At 70.8% G+C, this 16,535-nt stretch carries 17 protein-coding genes and 1 tRNA gene; 5 read left to right on the top strand and 13 right to left on the bottom strand.

Translation table 11 applies throughout. The features are described from left to right. Positions 1-59: 59 nt before the first annotated feature. The 9 genes from thrB to ACH3VR_RS10880 all read right to left on the bottom strand — a co-directional run bounded on the left by thrB (position 60) and on the right by ACH3VR_RS10880 (position 9,346). Positions 60-1,007, bottom strand: a complete 948-nt coding sequence (thrB, locus tag ACH3VR_RS10920; protein WP_396640814.1) for a homoserine kinase — start codon at positions 1,005-1,007, stop codon at positions 60-62. After that, positions 1,004-2,089 carry a threonine synthase gene (thrC, locus tag ACH3VR_RS10915; protein WP_396640813.1) on the bottom strand — a complete coding sequence of 362 codons (1,086 nt, stop codon included), beginning with the start codon at positions 2,087-2,089 and terminating at the stop codon, positions 1,004-1,006. Before thrC ends, thrB begins: the two co-directional genes overlap by 4 nt. Position 2,090: 1 nt before the next feature. Beyond that, positions 2,091-3,407 (bottom strand): homoserine dehydrogenase, encoded by a 1,317-nt coding sequence (locus tag ACH3VR_RS10910; RefSeq protein WP_396640812.1) that lies wholly within the window; start codon positions 3,405-3,407, stop codon positions 2,091-2,093. Next, positions 3,404-4,855 carry a diaminopimelate decarboxylase gene (gene lysA / locus ACH3VR_RS10905; protein WP_396640811.1) on the bottom strand — a complete coding sequence of 484 codons (1,452 nt, stop codon included), beginning with the start codon at positions 4,853-4,855 and terminating at the stop codon, positions 3,404-3,406. Before lysA ends, ACH3VR_RS10910 begins: the two co-directional genes overlap by 4 nt. Before the next feature lie 202 nt (positions 4,856-5,057). Next, complete coding sequence (locus ACH3VR_RS10900) at positions 5,058-5,318, bottom strand: hypothetical protein (protein ID WP_396640810.1); 261 nt, start codon at positions 5,316-5,318, stop codon at positions 5,058-5,060. A gap of 148 nt (positions 5,319-5,466) precedes the next feature. Then, a complete protein-coding gene (locus tag ACH3VR_RS10895) occupies positions 5,467-5,742 on the bottom strand; it encodes a hypothetical protein (RefSeq protein WP_396640809.1) in 276 nt (91 codons plus the stop codon). 80 nt (positions 5,743-5,822) lie between these two features. Next, positions 5,823-6,647: an LmeA family phospholipid-binding protein gene (locus ACH3VR_RS10890; protein ID WP_396640808.1), complete on the bottom strand. Its 825-nt coding sequence runs from the start codon at positions 6,645-6,647 to the stop codon at positions 5,823-5,825. Positions 6,648-6,650: 3 nt separating this feature from the next. After that, the gene (gene argS / locus ACH3VR_RS10885) at positions 6,651-8,318 is read right to left on the bottom strand and encodes an arginine--tRNA ligase (RefSeq protein ID WP_396640807.1); all 1,668 of its coding nucleotides are present in this window, start codon (positions 8,316-8,318) and stop codon (positions 6,651-6,653) included. Between the two features lie 137 nt (positions 8,319-8,455). Then, positions 8,456-9,346, bottom strand: coding sequence for a transglutaminase-like domain-containing protein (locus ACH3VR_RS10880; protein WP_396640806.1), 891 nt, complete (start codon positions 9,344-9,346; stop codon positions 8,456-8,458). 182 nt (positions 9,347-9,528) lie between these two features. Here ACH3VR_RS10880 and ACH3VR_RS10875 point away from each other — a divergent pair, with 182 nt between their 5' ends. The 5 genes from ACH3VR_RS10875 to ACH3VR_RS10855 all read left to right on the top strand — a co-directional run bounded on the left by ACH3VR_RS10875 (position 9,529) and on the right by ACH3VR_RS10855 (position 12,535). Then, positions 9,529-10,317 carry an SGNH/GDSL hydrolase family protein gene (locus tag ACH3VR_RS10875; protein WP_396640805.1) on the top strand — a complete coding sequence of 263 codons (789 nt, stop codon included), beginning with the start codon at positions 9,529-9,531 and terminating at the stop codon, positions 10,315-10,317. Positions 10,318-10,361: 44 nt separating this feature from the next. Then, positions 10,362-10,434, top strand: a tRNA-Arg gene (locus ACH3VR_RS10870). A gap of 178 nt (positions 10,435-10,612) precedes the next feature. Beyond that, positions 10,613-11,722 (top strand): OpgC domain-containing protein, encoded by a 1,110-nt coding sequence (gene opgC / locus ACH3VR_RS10865; RefSeq protein ID WP_396640804.1) that lies wholly within the window; start codon positions 10,613-10,615, stop codon positions 11,720-11,722. A gap of 25 nt (positions 11,723-11,747) precedes the next feature. Further along, a complete protein-coding gene (locus ACH3VR_RS10860) occupies positions 11,748-12,242 on the top strand; it encodes a GNAT family N-acetyltransferase (protein WP_396640803.1) in 495 nt (164 codons plus the stop codon). 32 nt (positions 12,243-12,274) lie between these two features. After that, positions 12,275-12,535 carry a hypothetical protein gene (locus ACH3VR_RS10855; protein ID WP_396640802.1) on the top strand — a complete coding sequence of 87 codons (261 nt, stop codon included), beginning with the start codon at positions 12,275-12,277 and terminating at the stop codon, positions 12,533-12,535. Between the two features lie 15 nt (positions 12,536-12,550). Here ACH3VR_RS10855 and ACH3VR_RS10850 read toward each other — a convergent pair whose 3' ends face one another. From ACH3VR_RS10850 to trmB, 4 genes are all read right to left on the bottom strand, one after another. Further along, on the bottom strand, positions 12,551-12,886 hold the full coding sequence (locus ACH3VR_RS10850; RefSeq protein ID WP_396640801.1) for a hypothetical protein: 336 nt from the start codon (positions 12,884-12,886) through the stop codon (positions 12,551-12,553). A 525-nt stretch (positions 12,887-13,411) separates the two neighbouring features. Continuing rightward, positions 13,412-14,341: a CPBP family intramembrane glutamic endopeptidase gene (locus tag ACH3VR_RS10845; protein WP_396640800.1), complete on the bottom strand. Its 930-nt coding sequence runs from the start codon at positions 14,339-14,341 to the stop codon at positions 13,412-13,414. After that, the gene (locus ACH3VR_RS10840) at positions 14,342-15,583 is read right to left on the bottom strand and encodes an MFS transporter (protein ID WP_397556507.1); all 1,242 of its coding nucleotides are present in this window, start codon (positions 15,581-15,583) and stop codon (positions 14,342-14,344) included. It abuts the gene before it with no gap. A gap of 104 nt (positions 15,584-15,687) precedes the next feature. Then, complete coding sequence (gene trmB, locus ACH3VR_RS10835; RefSeq protein ID WP_396640799.1) at positions 15,688-16,431, bottom strand: tRNA (guanosine(46)-N7)-methyltransferase TrmB; 744 nt, start codon at positions 16,429-16,431, stop codon at positions 15,688-15,690. Between the last annotated feature and the right edge of the window lie 104 nt (positions 16,432-16,535).

The raw sequence follows: 16,535 nt of genomic DNA, 5'->3' as shown, positions 1-16,535 counted from the left end.
ACGGGGCGGTGGGTGTGGCAGGGTTTCGCAGAATTGCGACGGAGGCCAGATTCACGTGCTTACGTGGAACCCTCCGCGTACTCCCTCACTGTACCACCCTTGAAGTCGACGGCGAGCATGAGCGCCTCCCACGGGGTGTCGGTCGCGGTGCGCGCGAGCTCGGCCGCTTCCAGGCGCTGACCAGGGCCATCCGCGAGCACGAGCACGCTCGGGCCGGCCCCGGAGACGACCGCCGCGAACCCTTTCTCGCGCAGCGCGCGCACGAGCTTGTCGGTGTCGAGCATGGCCGGTGCACGGTAGTTCTGGTGGAGCTTGTCCTCGGTCGCGGCGAGCAGCAGCTCGGGGCTCTGCGTGAGCGCCGCGATGAGCAGCGCCGAGCGCGACACGTTGAAGACGGCGTCCTCGCGCGGCACCTGCGTGGGCTGCAGGCTGCGCGCGAGCTTCGTCGACATCGTGAACTCCGGCACGAACACGAGCGGCGAGACGCCCCGATGCACGAGCAGCTTCTTGTGCTGCGGGCCGGTCTCGTCCATCCATGCGATCGTGAGGCCACCGAACAGGGCCGGCGCGACGTTGTCCGGGTGACCCTCGAGCTCCGTCGCGAGCGAGAGCAGCGTCTCGTCGCCGAGCAGGACGTCGCCCTCCAGAAGGCCCTTCGCGGCGAGCAGCCCCGACACGACGGCGGCGCCCGACGATCCCATGCCCCGGCCGTGCGGGATGACGTTCTTGGCCTCGAGGCGGAGCCCCGGCAGGCGTCGGCCGACCGCCTCGAACGCGTACGCGATCGAGCGGACGACGAGGTTCGAGGCATCCCTCGGCACGTCGTCGGCGCCCTCGCCGGTGACCTCGACCTCGAGTCCGTCGTACGGCAGCGCCGTCACGACGAGCTCGTCGTACACGCTCAGCGCGAGCCCGAGCGTGTCGAAGCCGGGGCCGAGGTTCGCACTCGTCGCCGGAACGCGCACGACGACGCTGCGACCGGGCGCGACAGCGGGGGCTGCGCTCACGCGTGCGCCTCAGCGGCGAGGCCGAGGACGGATGCCACCTCCGACGTCGCGGCGTCGACGACCGTCGGCTCGACCTTCGAGCCGTCGGCGTTGCGGAGGGCCCACTGCGGGTCCTTCAGGCCGTGGCCCGTGACCGTCAGCACGACGCGCGCGCCCTGCGGCACGACACCGGCCTCGACGCGGTCGAGCAGGCCCGCGACGCTGATCGCCGATGCGGGCTCGACGAAGATGCCGACCTCGCCCGCGAGGAGCTTCTGCGCCGCCAGGATGCGGTCGTCGTCGATGGCGCCGAAGTAGCCGTCGGTCGCCTCGCGCGCGTCGAGGGCGAGGTGCCACGAGGCGGGGTTTCCGATGCGGATCGCGCTCGCGACCGTCTCGGGGTTCTTCACGACCGCGCCCGTCACGAGCGGCGCCGAGCCCTCGGCCTGGAAGCCGAACATGCGCGGCACGCGCGTCGAGACGCCGGCCTCGGCCTCCTCGGTGTAGCCGCGGGTGTACGCGGTGTAGTTGCCCGCGTTCCCGACCGGGATGAAATGGAAATCGGGGGCGTCGCCGAGCTGCTCGACGATCTCGTACGCCGCGGTCTTCTGGCCATCGATGCGGTCGGGGTTGACCGAGTTGACCAGGTGCACCGGGTAGTGGTCGGCGAGCTCGCGCGCGATCTCGAGGCAGTCGTCGAAGTTGCCGCGGATCTGGATGAGGCGGCCGTTGTGCGCGACGGCCTGGCTCAGCTTGCCCATCGCGATCTTGCCCTCGGGCACGAGCACGGCGGCGGTGATCCCGGCGTGGGCCGCATAGGCGGCGGCCGAGGCCGACGTGTTGCCGGTCGAGGCGCAGATGACGGCCTTGGCGCCGTGCTCGATCGCGCGCGACACGGCGACGGTCATCCCGCGGTCCTTGAACGACCCCGTCGGGTTCATGCCCTCGAACTTCACCCACACGTCGGTTCCCGTGCGGCGCGACAGCGCCGGCGCCGGCAGGAGCGGCGTGCCGCCCTCGCCGAGGGTGACGACGGTCGAGGCATCGGTGACGCCCAGTCGATCTGCGTACTCGCGGAGGACTCCGCGCCAGACGTGTGCCATGTCAGTCTCCTTCTACGCGCAGCACCGAGACGACGCGCTCCACGACGCCGCTCGCCGCGAGCCGCTCGACGGTCTCGCTCAGGTCCTGCTCCCTGGCCTTGTGGGTTCCGATGACGAGCCGGGCGACGCCCGGCCCGCCGTTCGCCTCGTGGACGACGGTCTGCTCGACGGTCGCGATCGAGACGCGCCCGTCGCTCAGGATGCCGGCGATCGTCGCCAGCACGCCCGGCTGGTCGTCGACCTCGAGGGTGATCTGGTAGCGCGTCGTCACGCGGCCGATCTCGACGATCGGGAGATTCGCGCGCGTCGACTCGCCGACGCCGACACCGCCCGCGATGTGGCGGCGGGCCGCCGAGACGACGTCGCCGAGCACGGCTGAGGCCGTCTGCACGCCGCCCGCGCCCGCGCCGTAGAACATCAGGTTGCCGGCGGCCTCGGCCTGCACGAAGACGGCGTTGTTGGCGCCATGCACGCTCGCGAGCGGGTGGGCGCGGTCGATGAGGGCGGGGTACACCCGCACCGAGATCGACTCAGCACCGTCTGCCTCGGTGATGCGCTCGCAGACCGCGAGCAGCTTGATCACGTAGCCGGCGTGGCGGGCGGCATCCATCATCGCCTTGTCGATGCCCGTGATGCCCTCGCGGTGCACCGTCTCGAGCGGCACCGTCGTGTGGAAGGCGAGGCTCGCGAGGATCGCGGCCTTCTGTGCGGCGTCGAAGCCCTCGACGTCGGCCGTCGGATCGGCCTCGGCGTATCCCAGGCGCTGCGCGTCGGCCAGCACGTCGGCGAAGTCAGCGCCCTCGGTGTCCATGCGGTCGAGGATGTAGTTCGTCGTGCCGTTGACGATGCCCATGATGCGCTGCACGCGGTCGCCGGCGAGCGAGTCGCGCAGCGGCCGGATGATCGGGATGGCTCCCGCCGCGGCGGCCTCGTAGTAGACCTGCGCGCCGACCTGGTCGGCGGCGTCGAAGATCTCGGGGCCGTGGGTCGCGAGCAGCGCCTTGTTGGCGGTCACGACATCGGCGCCCGAGTTGATGGCCTGCAGGAGGTGCGCACGCGCCGGCTCGATGCCGCCCATCAGCTCGATGACGATGTCGGAGCCGACGATGAGGGGCTCGGCGTCCGTCGTGAACAGCTCGCGCGGGAGGTCGACGTCACGCTTCGCGTCGGGGTCGCGCACGGCGATGCCCACGAGCTCGAGCGTCGCGCCCGCACGGTCGGCGAGCTCGTCCCCGTGGCGCAGCATGAGCGCGGCGACCTGCGAGCCGACGGCTCCGGCCCCGAGCAGCGCGACGCGCAGTCGGCGGTAGTCGGTCACTTCGACTCGCTCCGCTCGCTCAGTACAGGCATGCGTACTTTCCCTTCCGTAGGGGTGGGAGTGAGACCCGCGTCACGCGCGAGCAGGTCCTCGACCGTCTCGCCGCGCACGATGACGCGCGCCTCTCCCCCGCGCAGCGCCACGACGGGCGGGCGGGGGACGTAGTTGTAGTTGCTCGACAGCGAGAAGCAGTAGGCGCCCGTCGCGGGCACGGCGACGAGGTCGCCGGGCGCGATGTCGCCGGGGAGGTGCTCCGCGTCGACGACGATGTCGCCCGACTCGCAGTGCTTGCCGACGACGCGCACGAGGGCGGGATCGGCGTCGCTCGTGCGCGACGCGATGCGCGCGGAGTACCGCGCGCCGTAGAGCGCAGGGCGCGCGTTGTCGCTCATGCCGCCGTCGACGCTGACATAGAGGCGCGTCAGCGTCTCGTCGACCTGCACGGGCTTTGTCGTGCCCACCTCGTAGAGGGTGACGCCGGCCTGGCCGACGATCGCGCGGCCAGGCTCGAACGCGAGATTGGGTACGGGGATGCCGCGCACGGCGCACTCCTGGGCCACGGCATCCGCGATCCCGGTCGCCAGCTCTTCGATCGGCGTAGGGTCGTCTTCCGGCCGGTAGGCGATGCCGAAGCCGCCGCCGAGGTTGAGCACCGGGATGTCACCGCCGGCGAGGAGGGCCGCGTGCAGCTCCACGACGCGGGCGGCCGATTCCCGGAAGCCCGCGCTGCCGAAGATCTGCGAGCCGATGTGGCAGTGGAGGCCGACGAAGACGAGCCCGTCGATCTCGCGGATGCGCGCGACCGCGGCCGGGGCATCCTCCAGCGTGAAGCCGAACTTCTGGTCCTCGTGCGCCGTCGCGAGGAAGTCGTGCGTCTCGGCGTGCACGCCGCTGTTGACGCGGATGAGCACCGCCTGCTGCGCGTCGCGACGCTCGACGATCGCGGCGAGGCGCTCGAGCTCGATGAGGCTGTCGATGACGATCGAGCCGATGCCGATCTCGACGGCGCGCTCGAGCTCGGCGACGCTCTTGTTGTTGCCGTGGAAGCCGAGGCGCGAGGGATCGGCGCCGGCCGCGAGCGCGATCGCGAGCTCTCCGCCGGTGCAGACGTCGACGGCGAGGCCCTCCTCGGTGACCCAGCGCACGACCTCGGTCGAAAGGAACGCCTTGCCCGCGTAGTAGACGCGCGCCTGCACGCCGTGCGCGGCCGCGGCCGAGCGGAAGGCCGCGAGGGTGCGGCGCGCGTGCGCGCGGACGTCGTCCTCGTCGAGGAGATAGAGGGGCGTGCCGAAGCGATCGCGCAGCTCGGTCGCCGGGATTCCGCCCACTCGCAGCACCCCGTGCTCGTCACGATCGGCACCTGCCGGCCACAGCTTCTCGTCGAGGGCGTTGACGTCGTCCGGGGCCGCAGGAACGTCGGCGGCTCGACTCTGCGGGGCGGCGGACACGGATAGACCAATCGGTGGGGGCTTCGGCGCGATGTCGTCGGGCGGGCCTGATCGACGGATGCCGCGGCCGGATGACTCACGAGCCGGGCAGTCCTTGCAGTCTAGGGCACGCCGCATGCCCCTTCCGGACTGCATTGCGGCACTCGTGCGGGAGAGGTCGCCGGCGGTGCCGGCACCACTCGAGATCTCGGTCGCGCGTCGATCAGCCTGACGCGAGCATGACGATGCCCCAGATGATCAGCGCGAGCGCCGCGAGGAAGACGACGATCGTGACGATCCAGGCGACCGTGCGACTCTCGATGCGCAGGAACGTGTACGTCTGCCTCACACGCCCGCGCCCCGGCGATTCGACGCCGGCAGCCTCGGCGCCGGCGCCCAGGTTCTGGCGGAGGTCGACGACGAAGCTGATGCCGATGCCGGCGAGCGCGACGCCGATCACGATGAGGACGATTGCACCGACCATTGGAACCTCCCGAACAGGCTCCCCCTCGTGGACGAGGCCATGGTAGACCCGCGGTGTCCCCGGCAACAGGGAGACCCCCGTGCGGGAGGAAGGCCGGCTTCTCCCGCCGGGGGTCGGTCCGCGGACTCGTCGCGGGGGACCGATTCGGTCAGCTCGCGAGCACCACGATGCCGCCGATCGCGGCGCCCGCCGCGAGAAGGAACGTCACGACCGTGATGATCCACGCCACCGTCTCGCTCTCGACCCGCAGGAACGTATAGGTCCGCCGGCGGAGTGCCGCCGGATTGCCCGGGGACTCGACGGTGGCGCCCTCGAGCACCGGGCCGTTTCCCCTCTTGATGTCCGCGATGAAGCTGATCCCCATGACGATCAGCATCGCCGCCGCGATGAACAGGAACACCGCCAAGAACACGTCGCCGTTCATTTCCGTACCTCCTCTGAGTGGTTCCCCCTCATGAACGAGGCCGGGCGTGCTCCGGTGATACGCGGCGCGGGGTGCGATCTTCAGGCGGGGCAGGTGCCGTTCTGCTGCAGCGCGGGGTCGCTCACGATGCGGCCGTCGATGTCGACGTCGGCCACGACGTCCTGCCCCTCCACCTCGACGCCCGTGAGCGTGATGCCCGCAGGGATGTACTGCGCGATGCACACGGTGTAGTCCTTCAGCACGGTGTCGGCGATGCTGCCGAAGCGGCTGCGCAGGTCGTCGGCCGAGACATCGGCACCCGCGAGCTGAAGCTGCGAGGGGGTCAGCACGAGCGCGCCGTCTGCCACCGAGGGCGTGAGCGAGACGCCGACAGGCACCGAGAGCCCGAGAAAGGTGAGGTTCGTCGACATCGTGACGTCGGGCTGGGCGAGGCCGAGCGAATCGACCGGGAAGCCCTGGACGTCGCTGAGGAGCTTCTTGACCTGGCTCTCGTCGAGGCGGACGGTTGCGGTCGCTGAGTCGGCCGTGGCATCCCCCTGGATCCCGATGCCGTGGGCGTGCACCGTGACGTCTCCCGTCACCTCGCCGACCGGGACGTCGTCCGACGACACCGTGACGCTGTCGAGCTTGCCCGCGATGAGCTGCGGGATGACGGTGCCCTCGACGGTGACGTCGACCTGCTGGTCGGCGGGGAGGGCGAGGTTCGTGATGACCTGCTCGCGGATCGTGCGCTCGACGAGACCACGAGCCATCCACTCCGCGACGAACCACGCCGCAATGGCCAGGCCGACGACGATGAGCGCCGTGATGATCCACGGCCACGGGCTGCGGCGCTTGCGCGGCTCCGGCGGCGCCGTCGACCAGTCGGGCAGAGGCTGGGTCGGGTAGGTGTCGCCGGTGCTCATCGGTTACATCCGTTCCGGTGCTTGGACGCCGAGCAGGTCGAGGCCGTTGCGCAGCACCTGACCCGTCGCGTCGTTGAGCCAGCGGCGCGTGCGGTGCACGGCCTCGACGGGGTCGTCACCCTGCGGGATGACGCGGCAGTTGTCGTACCAGCGGTGGTACAGGCCCGCGAGCTCCTCGAGGTAGCGGGCGACACGGTGCGGCTCGCGCAGCTCGGCGGCGAAAGCCACGATGCGCGGGAACTCCTGCAGCGCGCCGAGCAGCGCCGACTCGGTCTCATGGTCGAGCAGCTCGGGGGCGAACTCCGAGCGGCCGACGCCGGCGGCCTCGGCATTGCGGGCGACGTTGTGCGTGCGGGCGTGCGCGTACTGCACGTAGAAGACCGGGTTGTCGTTCGTGCGCTTGCGCAGCAGCTCGGGGTCGAGCGTGAGCGGCGAGTCGGCGGGGTAGCGCGCGAGCGAATAGCGCAGGGCGTCGGTGCCGAGCCACTCGCGAAGGTCGTCCATCTCGATGATGTTGCCCGCGCGCTTGCTGAGCCGCGCGCCGTTGACCGACACGAGCTGCCCGATGAGCACCTCGATGTCCTTGTCGGGGTCGTCGCCGGCCGCACCCGCGAGCGCCTTGAGACGGTGCACGTAGCCATGGTGGTCGGCGCCGAGGAGATAGATCTTGCGCGCGAAGCCGCGGTCGCCCTTGTTGAGGTAGTAGGCCGCGTCGGCGGCGAAGTACGTGTACTCGCCGTTGGAGCGGCGGATGACGCGGTCCTTGTCGTCGCCGAAGTCGGTCGTGCGCACCCAGACGGCGCCCTCTTCGTCGAAGACGTGACCCTGCGCGCGCAGGCGGTCGACGGCCTCGTCGACGAGGCTCGCGTCGCCGCCTTGGCCCTGGGCATGCAGGACGCGCTCGGAGAACCACACGTCGAAGTGCACGTTGAACTGCTCGAGCGAGGACTGCAGTTCGGCGAGCTGGAACTCGTAGGCGAGGTCGCGGGCTGTCGTCAGCTGCGTCTCGGGGTCGAGCGTCAGGAGGTCGGGGCGCTTCGCGGTCACACGGCGCGCGAGCTCGGCGATGTAGTCGCCCGCGTAGCCGTCCTCCGGAGTCGGCTCGCCCTTGGCCGCCGCGAGCACGGAGCGCGCGAAGCGCTCCATCTGCGCGCCGGCGTCGTTGATGTAGAACTCTCGCGCGACGGTCCCGCCGCTCGCGAGGAGGAGGCGCGCGATCGAGTCGCCGAGGGCGGCCCAGCGCGTGTGGCCGATGTGCAGCGGGCCGGTCGGGTTCGCACTGACGAACTCGAGGTTGATCGTGTTGCCGCGCTGGCTCTCGTTGGTGCCGAACGCGGCTCCCGCCTCGACGATCGTCCGAGCGAGCGCGCCGGCTGCGGCGGCATCCAGGCGGATGTTGATGAATCCGGGTCCGGCGACCTCGACGCTCGCGACGCCGGGCGTCTCGGCGAGCTTCGCCGCGATCTCGCCGGCGAACTCGCGCGGATTGGCGCCGACGGCCTTCGCGAGCTTGAGCGCCGCGTTGGACGCCCAGTCGCCGTGCTCCCGGTTCTTCGGGCGCTCCAGCGGCAGATCGGCGGCCGTGAGCCCTGCAGCCGAGCCCGGGCGTCGCGTCTCGGCGAGGGGGACGATGACGGCGGCGAGGGCGGCGGAGAGGGCGTCAGGAGTCATAGCCGCACCAGTCTACGTTTCAGCGCCTGTGCGCCCCGTGCGCGAGCGACCCGTGAACCTCCACCGGGCTGCCGAGAGCGTGGGTGTCCCCCGCGTGCTCGGCGGTCAGGTGGAGGCTCACCGTTCCGGGGCAGAGGTCAGGCGAGCTGGATGAGCGCGGCGGGGTCATCGGCCGCCGGGTCGTCGGCATCGGCCCACGGCGACTCGGGGCGCGACTCGGCGCCGATCATGTCGGGACGAGTCTCCGCACCGAGCACCTCGGGCGACGCGTCGTCGGGCATGACCCACGCGTCGACGCGCATGCGGGCGAGGCCGACGTGACCGCCGTGGTAGCTGAGGAAGGCGCAGTCGGCGGCATCCCGTCCCGTCGCGATGCGCACGAGCGACCGGCGGTTCGCGAGACGGGTCGCGTCGATGACGTACCAGGCGCCGTCGTAGTAGGCCTCGGCGACGGCGTGGAAGTCCATGGGGCGCAGGCCCGGCGCGAAGCACGCGGCGTAGCGGGCCGGCATGTCCATCGCCCGGAGCAGCGCGATGACGACGTGCGCGTAGTCGCGGCACACGCCCTGGCCCGTCATGAGGGTCGTCACGGCGCTGTCGGTGCCCTGGCTGAGGCCGGGGGTGTAGGTCGTGCTCGTCGCGACGAAGTCGCTCACGGCGGCGATCAGCTCGTACCCGTGCAGACCCTTGAACTGGCGGCGCGCCTGCGAGAACACCTCGTCGGACTGGCAGTAGCGGCTCGGGCGCAGGTAGGTGATCGCCTCGAGGTCGCTCGTGCGGCTCGCCGACATCTGCCCCTCGACGGTGGCCTCGTACCGCACTTCGAGGCGTCCCGCCTCGCCCGTGAGGCGGTGCAGACGGCTGCCGGACTGGTCGACGATCTCGGTCGGCGTGTACACGCGCTCACCCTGCGTGAAGGTCAGCTGCTCGCTCACGACAGGCACTTGCTGGGCCGCCGTGATCTGGAAGATGAGGTCGACGGACGACCCCAGATCGAGGTCGAGTTCGGCGGTCACGAGGCGTTGCACCGAAGTATCCTCGCACGCCGCATCCCCTTCTCTCTGCGGGGATGTGGAACGGATGCCGGGAGGTCGCCGAGAGCGCTTCCACGGGGTCGCCCCGTCCCGGCGGATCGCAGGCTTCCGACCTGGGTTTTCCCGTGTCTCGAGACGGATGCGGCGATCCGGAGTTCTTGACGTACACTCGCCGCGTGAACCCGCACGGACGCCCCCGCGCGCGGCGTCCGAGACGGCTCCTCTTCGCCTGTCTCGCCGCCGTCGCGATCGTGTGCGCCGTCGCGGTCTGGCGGGCATGGGCGACGCCCGCCGAGCCGGTCGCTCCCGTCGCACGGGCCGAGTCGGCGGCGGTCGCGCCGGCGGCCCTCGCCCTGCCCGACCACCCCACGGTCCTGATCTTCGGCGACTCCTGGACCTATGGTTCCGCGGCGACCGTGCCGACGCTCGGCTACGCGTACGTCATCGGCGAGCGCCTCGGATGGAACACCGTCGTCGACGGCGTGCGCGGAAGCGGCTACCTGAAGCCCGGAATGGACGGTCCCGCCTACGGCGAGCGCATCGCGGCGCTCGACCCCGGCCTCGACCCCGACCTCGTGATCGTCGAGGGGTCGATCAACGACCGCACGCTCTATCCGACGGGCTACGCCGATGCCGTGAACGCCGCGTGGGACCAGCTCGCCGCGCTCTACCCCCACGCCCGGATCGTGATCCTCGGGCCGGCGCCGCAGGTGCTCCCCGTCCAGAAGGCGACCGCTGCGATCGATGCCGACCTCTCGCGTCTCGCCGCCGCACGCGGCTGGTGGTACGTCTCCCCCATCGCGGAGGACTGGATCACGCCGGACGACTATCCGTCGGTGATCGACACGAGCGACGTCGGCCGGAATCACCCCTCGACCGCCGGCCACGCCTATCTCGCGCAGCGCCTCGCCGACGACATCGAGCGGATGGCGCAGCCGAGCGCTGTCACGGCCGACGCCGGCTGACGCGTCGGGACAGGGGATGCCGCGGTGATACCCTCGATCGGTACGCCTCCGTAGCTCAGGGGATAGAGCGTTGGTTTCCGGTACCAAAGGTCGCAGGTTCGATTCCTGTCGGGGGCACGATGTGTGAAGGGGCCGCCCGAAGGGCAGCCCCTTCACGCATCTCGACTGCTGAGCCAGGAATCGAACAGCCGGCGCAGCGGGCGTGTTCGCCGGCCCCACGCGCCAGAGGCTCCGCGCGCCGCGAAGCGGTGGGTGGAGGGCGCGAGGGATCCTGTCGGGGGCACAAGAAATGACGATGGGGCGCGATCGCGCGATCGACGTGATCCGCACGCTGTGCATCGTCAGCATGACGACGGCTCACCTCGCCGCGAAGAGCTTCGCCTGGGAAGCGAGCCACGTCCTCGTGTGGTTCGACGGTGCCATGGGATTCGTCCTCCTGTCCGGCTTCGTCGTCGCGATCGTCCAACGCCGCACGGTCGAACGCCTCGGCCTGCGCGCGGGCCGGTCGAAGGCACTCCGGCGCGGCGCCGTCGTCTACGGCGCCCACCTGGGCATCTGCGCGCTCGCGTTCATCGTCGCATCCATCAGTCCGGCCCTCGATGTCCGGTACGCGGGCGCGAACGACTTCTCCTCGTGGTGGGAGCCCCTCGTGGCTGCACTCACGCTGCAGATCAATCCGAAGTTCGCGTCGATCCTCTCGCTGTACGTCATCCTCCTTGTCTTCACGCCGCTGGCCTCGTGGGCCCTGGCGAGACGGCGCGCATGGGTCCTTGCCGTCGGAGTCGCCGTGCTCTACGCGGCCGGGATCCTGTGGCCGACGTCGTTCACCCTCCCGCGTGTTCCCGGCGTCCCCGGCCAGATCAACTGGGCCACATGGCAGCTCCTGTACTTCGCGGCCTTCTTCGTCGGCTGGCACTGGTCGCGGATGCGCGGGATGCTGCTGCGTCCCGCCGTGTGGATCGGCCTGCTCGGCGTGAGCGTCGTGGTCGCGATCGCTGCGCACGCGCGCATCGACTCCGCGGCGGCACCGGGCGAAGGTGCGCTCGCTGTCATCGACCGATTCTTCGACGACGGCACGCTGGGCGTGGGCACGATCGTCTTCGCCTTCGTCGTCGTGGCCGCCCTCTACGGTGCGCTCACCCCGCTCGCTGAGCGGTTCCCCATCGTCGCCTCCGAGATCGGGCGGATCGGTCGACGCAGCCTGGACTGTTACGTCATCCTCTGCATCCTCGTCATCGTGACGCCCTTGTTCTGGACCTATGACACGACGGGCCGGAAGGCGATGGTCTACGCGGCGGTCGCTCTCCTCGTCATGTACGGCTGGTGCCGGTTTCGCGATCGGCGCGAGGGCACCCGTGAGCAGCAGCCGCAGCATCGAGAAGGTGCCGGTGCTTCGAAATCCTGAGAGAGCCGATGTACGGGGTGCGCCGATGCCGGACCGGACGTCGCTCACCGTGCGCGCGGCCGACCTCGACGGACCCGATGCGACCGCCGTCGGGCGGCTTGTCGGCGACTACCTGCAGCAGACGGAGCGCGAGAAGGCCGAGCACCTCCGCGGAGCGGCGCCGACCGGCGACCTCCCTGCGGCGTACCGCCGCGAGGTCGAGGATCCCCGCACCGCCTTCGCCGCGTGCGAGGTGTTCGTCGCGGAGGTCGATGCCGCCCCCGTCGGCGTCGCCATCGTGAAGCACGACGGCGACGCCGTGGAGATCAAGCGGCTCTGGGCCGATCCGAGCGCCCGGGGCCGCGGCGTCGGATCGGCGCTCCTCGACACCGTTCTGGCCGACCGTGCCGGAGTCGTGCGTCTCTCCGTGTGGGAGTGGCGGCACGGCGCCGCCCGCCTCTACGTCGCGCGCGGCTTCACGCAGGTGCCGTCGTGGGACGCGCGTGATCAGCTGGTCTGCATGGAGTGGCGCCGCCCATAGCCGACGTCCCGGCGTGCGCGTAGCGTCGAACCGTGGAGGCGGGTCTGATGCTGCTCGCCGGCGTGGTGCTCCTGGTCGCCGGCATCGGCGGCGCGCTCAGCCGGAACCGATTGGCCGGCCTCGTGGTCCAGCGCCTCGGGCCGTCTCCTGGCGGACAGCCGCGCAATGCCGGCTCGATCGCGATGATCATCCTGGTCATCGGCGTCGTCGTCGCATTCTGGGGAGCGAGCCTCATCGTCTGGGGCTGGCTCGAGACCGACTTCATCCAGGTACCGGAAGGCGCGAGCGGCTGAGGCCGCCGGCGACGGCTACCCCTCCGACCCGTCGAAGTCCTCGAGCGACATATCGCCCTCCGCGGCGGGGTAGGCGACCGGGTGCAGCGATCGCGTGAGCCGGCGAAGCCGGTCCACGACCTCTTGGTCGGTGAGCTCCTCGGTACCGGGATCCGCCGGGGTCACGACGATCTGACTGGAAGGTCCGACGAGGAACGCCGCGCGTGCGCGCTGCCCGTGCGCATCGACGATGGGGATCTCCATGTGCGCGGCCGACCCGGCTCCAGCCAGGGCCTCGCTGTACTCGAGGAGCGCTTCGGCGATCTCGTCCCCCGTGACGTATTCGCCGCCCGCATACGCGATGACCTTCACACGACATTCCTACCGCCGATCGGGAATCGGCTCTGAGGGGTTGCCTTCGGCAGAAGCGGGCGCTATCGGAGGTCATCGGTTCGGCTGAGCGACGGGGATGCGGCGGCATCCCTTGCATCCCTCGGGCACAAATGAAGATCGCCTCGGGGCCGAAGCCTCGGGGCGATCGTCAGTGCAGATTTTGGTTTCCGTGTCTGATCCTCTTTCGAGGGTCTCGTTTCTGATTTCCGTCTACAGAAGTGAAGATACTCCGACGCGTCGCGGCGTCAAGTGTTCACCCGAAAGTCACTTCAACGTCATGATGAAGGTTTGGGATGCCGCGCCGCGCGCACCCGGAAGGACTCGACGACAGCAGTCCTGCCTGCCAGAGCCCGTGCTCTCACCGAAAGCCCACGCTCCGCGCAGCACGCAACACGGGCGCTCGGTGAGAGCACGGGCTATGGACACCCAGAGTGAAGCACGTCGACGCGGGAAAGGGGATGCCGCGCACCGGGCCACCGGCCGGGTCGCGGCATCCCTTCCCCGTCAGACGAGGAAGAGGCGGTCGAGCATTCCGGGGTTGTGCGCGTGCACGAGCACGAGGAAGACGATCGCGTCGAACAGCAGATGCACGGTCACGACGTAGCCGAGCGACCGCGTCACGATGAAGATGAAGCCCTGCAGCAGAGCGAACGGGATCGTCAGCAGCGGACCCCACGCCTGATACCCGAGCTCCCAGAGGAACGACACGAACACGACGGCCTGCAGCACGTTCGACTGCCAGTCGGGGAAGTGCCGGCGCAGGAGGGCGAACACCGTGCAGATGAAGAAGAGCTCGTCCCAGATGCCGACGGTGCCGACGCCGACGAACAGGCGCGCGATGAGCTCGGGCGTGTCGACGACGGGCCAGTTCGTGTAGACGCCCGACGTGATGAAGTAGAACGGCAGGATCAGCCAGGCAAGGGCGAGCACGACGACGAGCCACGTCCACTGGAACGCCGTCCACCGGCCGCCGCCGCGCCACGGGAACCGGACCGCGCGGTCGCGGTAGACGAACCGCGACACGAGGTAGGGCACCGCCACGGCGCCGCCGAGTCCGACCGCGAACCGCAGGATCGCGGCGTCGTCGAGCTCCGCCTTCAGGGGGATCGCGCTCACGACGAGCAGTCCCGCCGCGACGAGCGACAGGTCGCGCACGAGGCTCGGAGGGCGCTGGATGCCGATGAGGCGTGCCGTCTCGATCCTCGAGCCCGCCCGCACCTCGACGTCGGCGGCAGGCCGGGCCGCGGCATCCGTCCCCCGCGGCCCCGGGCGCTCGACGATCCACGCACCGACGAGGGCGAGGGCGAGCAGCACCCATCCGAGCCACGGCACCCGCAGGACGAAGAAGGCGGGGGCGGCGAGGCACGCGAGCAGGGCGGGCGCGAGGCCCCACGACCACGCCGGGCGGGGCGACGACAGCGGGGCGGCCGGCACTCAGTCCCCCAGCGGATGCTCGAGCTCGTCGCGCGGCATGCGCGCGACCCACATGACGAGGAACGACAGGACGAACGGCACGAGTCCCGCGGCGAGGAAGATGACGGGGATCGGCACGACCTCCGCGAGAGGACCGGCGAGCGCCATCGAGACGGGCATGAGCGCGAGCGACACGAAGAAGTCGAGGCTCGAGATGCGCCCGAGCATGTGCGTGGGCACGCGCCGCTGCAGGAGAGTGCCCCAGATGACGTTGCCGTAGCTGAAGCCGAACCCGACGGTGAAGACCGAGAGCACCATGAGCCAGTACGCGTCGGTGACCCCGATCACGATGAACGGCAGCGTGCTGAGGCCCCACACGCCGATCATGACCGTCAGGTAGCGCCGCGGAAGCCGGAACGACGACACCACGATCGAGCCGAGCACGCCGCCCAGCCCGTAGGCCGCCAGGAGGAAGCCGAACCATCGGGGGTCGTCGCCGATGCGCTCCCGCGTGACGAACGGAAGGAGCACCTCTTCGGGTCCCATCCAGACCAGCACCCAGATGGTCGCGTAGAGAAGGGTCCACAGCAGCCACGGGGTGCGCACCGTGAAGGAGACGGCTTCGCGGAGGTCGTGCAACACGCTGCGCGGAGTGGATTCCTCGTCTCCGGGCTGCTTCTCGATCGCGGGCTCGGGCCGCACGAACATGAGGAGCAGCAGGGCCAGCGCGTGCGCCGTCGCGATGACCCACGCGGCGTGGGCGGGCGCGACGACCGCCGCGACCACGACACCCGCGACGGCGGGACCCGCCGCCTGCTGCAGCGCGGGGCGGATCGCGCCCTCGAGGCCGTTCGCGGCGAGCAACTGGGCAGGCGGCAGGATGCGCGGCAGGATCGCGCTGTACGCGGGGAAGAAGAAGCCCGCGCCGGCGCCGAGCGCGAACGCGACGATCGCGAGGTGCGGGACCGTGACGGTGCCGAGCATCCCGGCGACGGCGATCGACGTGACCGCGACGACGTTGACGAGCTCGACGACGCGCAGGATGAGTCGCCGTGAGACCCGGTCGGCGACAATGCCGCCCGGGATGGCGCATGCGAGCAGGCCGACGGCGTTGCACGCGGCGACGAGCGACAGCTCGACCGGCCCGCCGCCCGCGTCGATGACCGTGTAGACCATGACGACGGCCCACATGCCGGCGCCGAAGATCGACAGCACGACGGCGGAGAACAGCATCCGGAAATCGCGATGCGACAGCGGGCGCACAAAGCGCCAGCGGTCGCGGCCCGGGGATGCCGCAGGGGCGGCGCCGACGACCGCATCGGCGGGGGCGGACTCCAGCCCGCGGCCGAAAGGGTCGTCGGGTGTGGTCACGCGCGCGCCCGCCGCCGATACGTCAGGTCGCGGATCGAGCGGCCGGCGCGGGCGCCCTTGCGCTCGAAGGCCGTGAGCACGCGCCCATCGAAGCGCTCGGCCCACTCCCCGTCGAAGTCGCGCTCGAAGGCCGGCGCCGCATCGAGCACCTCGCGCATCTGCAGCGCGTATTCCTCCCAGTCGGTCGCGAGCCGCAACACTCCCCCGTCGCGCAGTGCTCGGGCGCCGGTCGCGGCGAACTCGGGCGTCACGAGCCGCCGCTTGGTGTGCTTCTTCTTATGCCACGGGTCGGGGAAGAACACCCAGAGCTCGTCGATGGAGGCCTCGGGAAGCAGGTGCTGCAGCACCTCGGGCGCGTTCGCCTCGACGAGCCGCAGGTTGCGCGCGCCGGCCTTGTCGGCGTCGAGCATCGTGCGGGCCAGGCCCGCCTTGAAGACCTCGATCGCGAGGAAGTCGCGGTCGGGCGCCGACGCGGCCGCATGCACGATGGCGTGGCCCTGACCCGAGCCGATCTCGGCGACGAGGGGCGCCTCGCGTCCCCACACGGCGACGGGATCGACGGCGACGCCCGGCCGCACGCTCGTCGCCGCGGCATCCCGTTCCACCGTGAGCACGTAGTGCGGGGCGAGCTCGGTCCAGGCGCGCTCCTGCGCCTCCGACATCCGGCCGCTCCGCCGCACGAACGACACCGGCCGCTCTCGGAAGGTGCGGGAGGTGGTTTCGGCGGCGGGGTCGGACATCCCTCCAGGCTACCGAGCGGCGCTCGGCGTGTCGGGGGCCACGAACATCGGCATCCTTTTTCGCCGAGACGGGGGATTCCGCCGAAACGGAGCGACACGATCCC

The organism is Microbacterium alkaliflavum, assembly GCF_044325405.1.
Taxonomy (GTDB): Bacteria; Actinomycetota; Actinomycetes; order Actinomycetales; family Microbacteriaceae; genus Microbacterium; species Microbacterium alkaliflavum.
The sequence above is the reverse complement of the archived record's forward strand: the minus strand, read 5'-3'. Positions and strand labels throughout refer to the sequence as shown.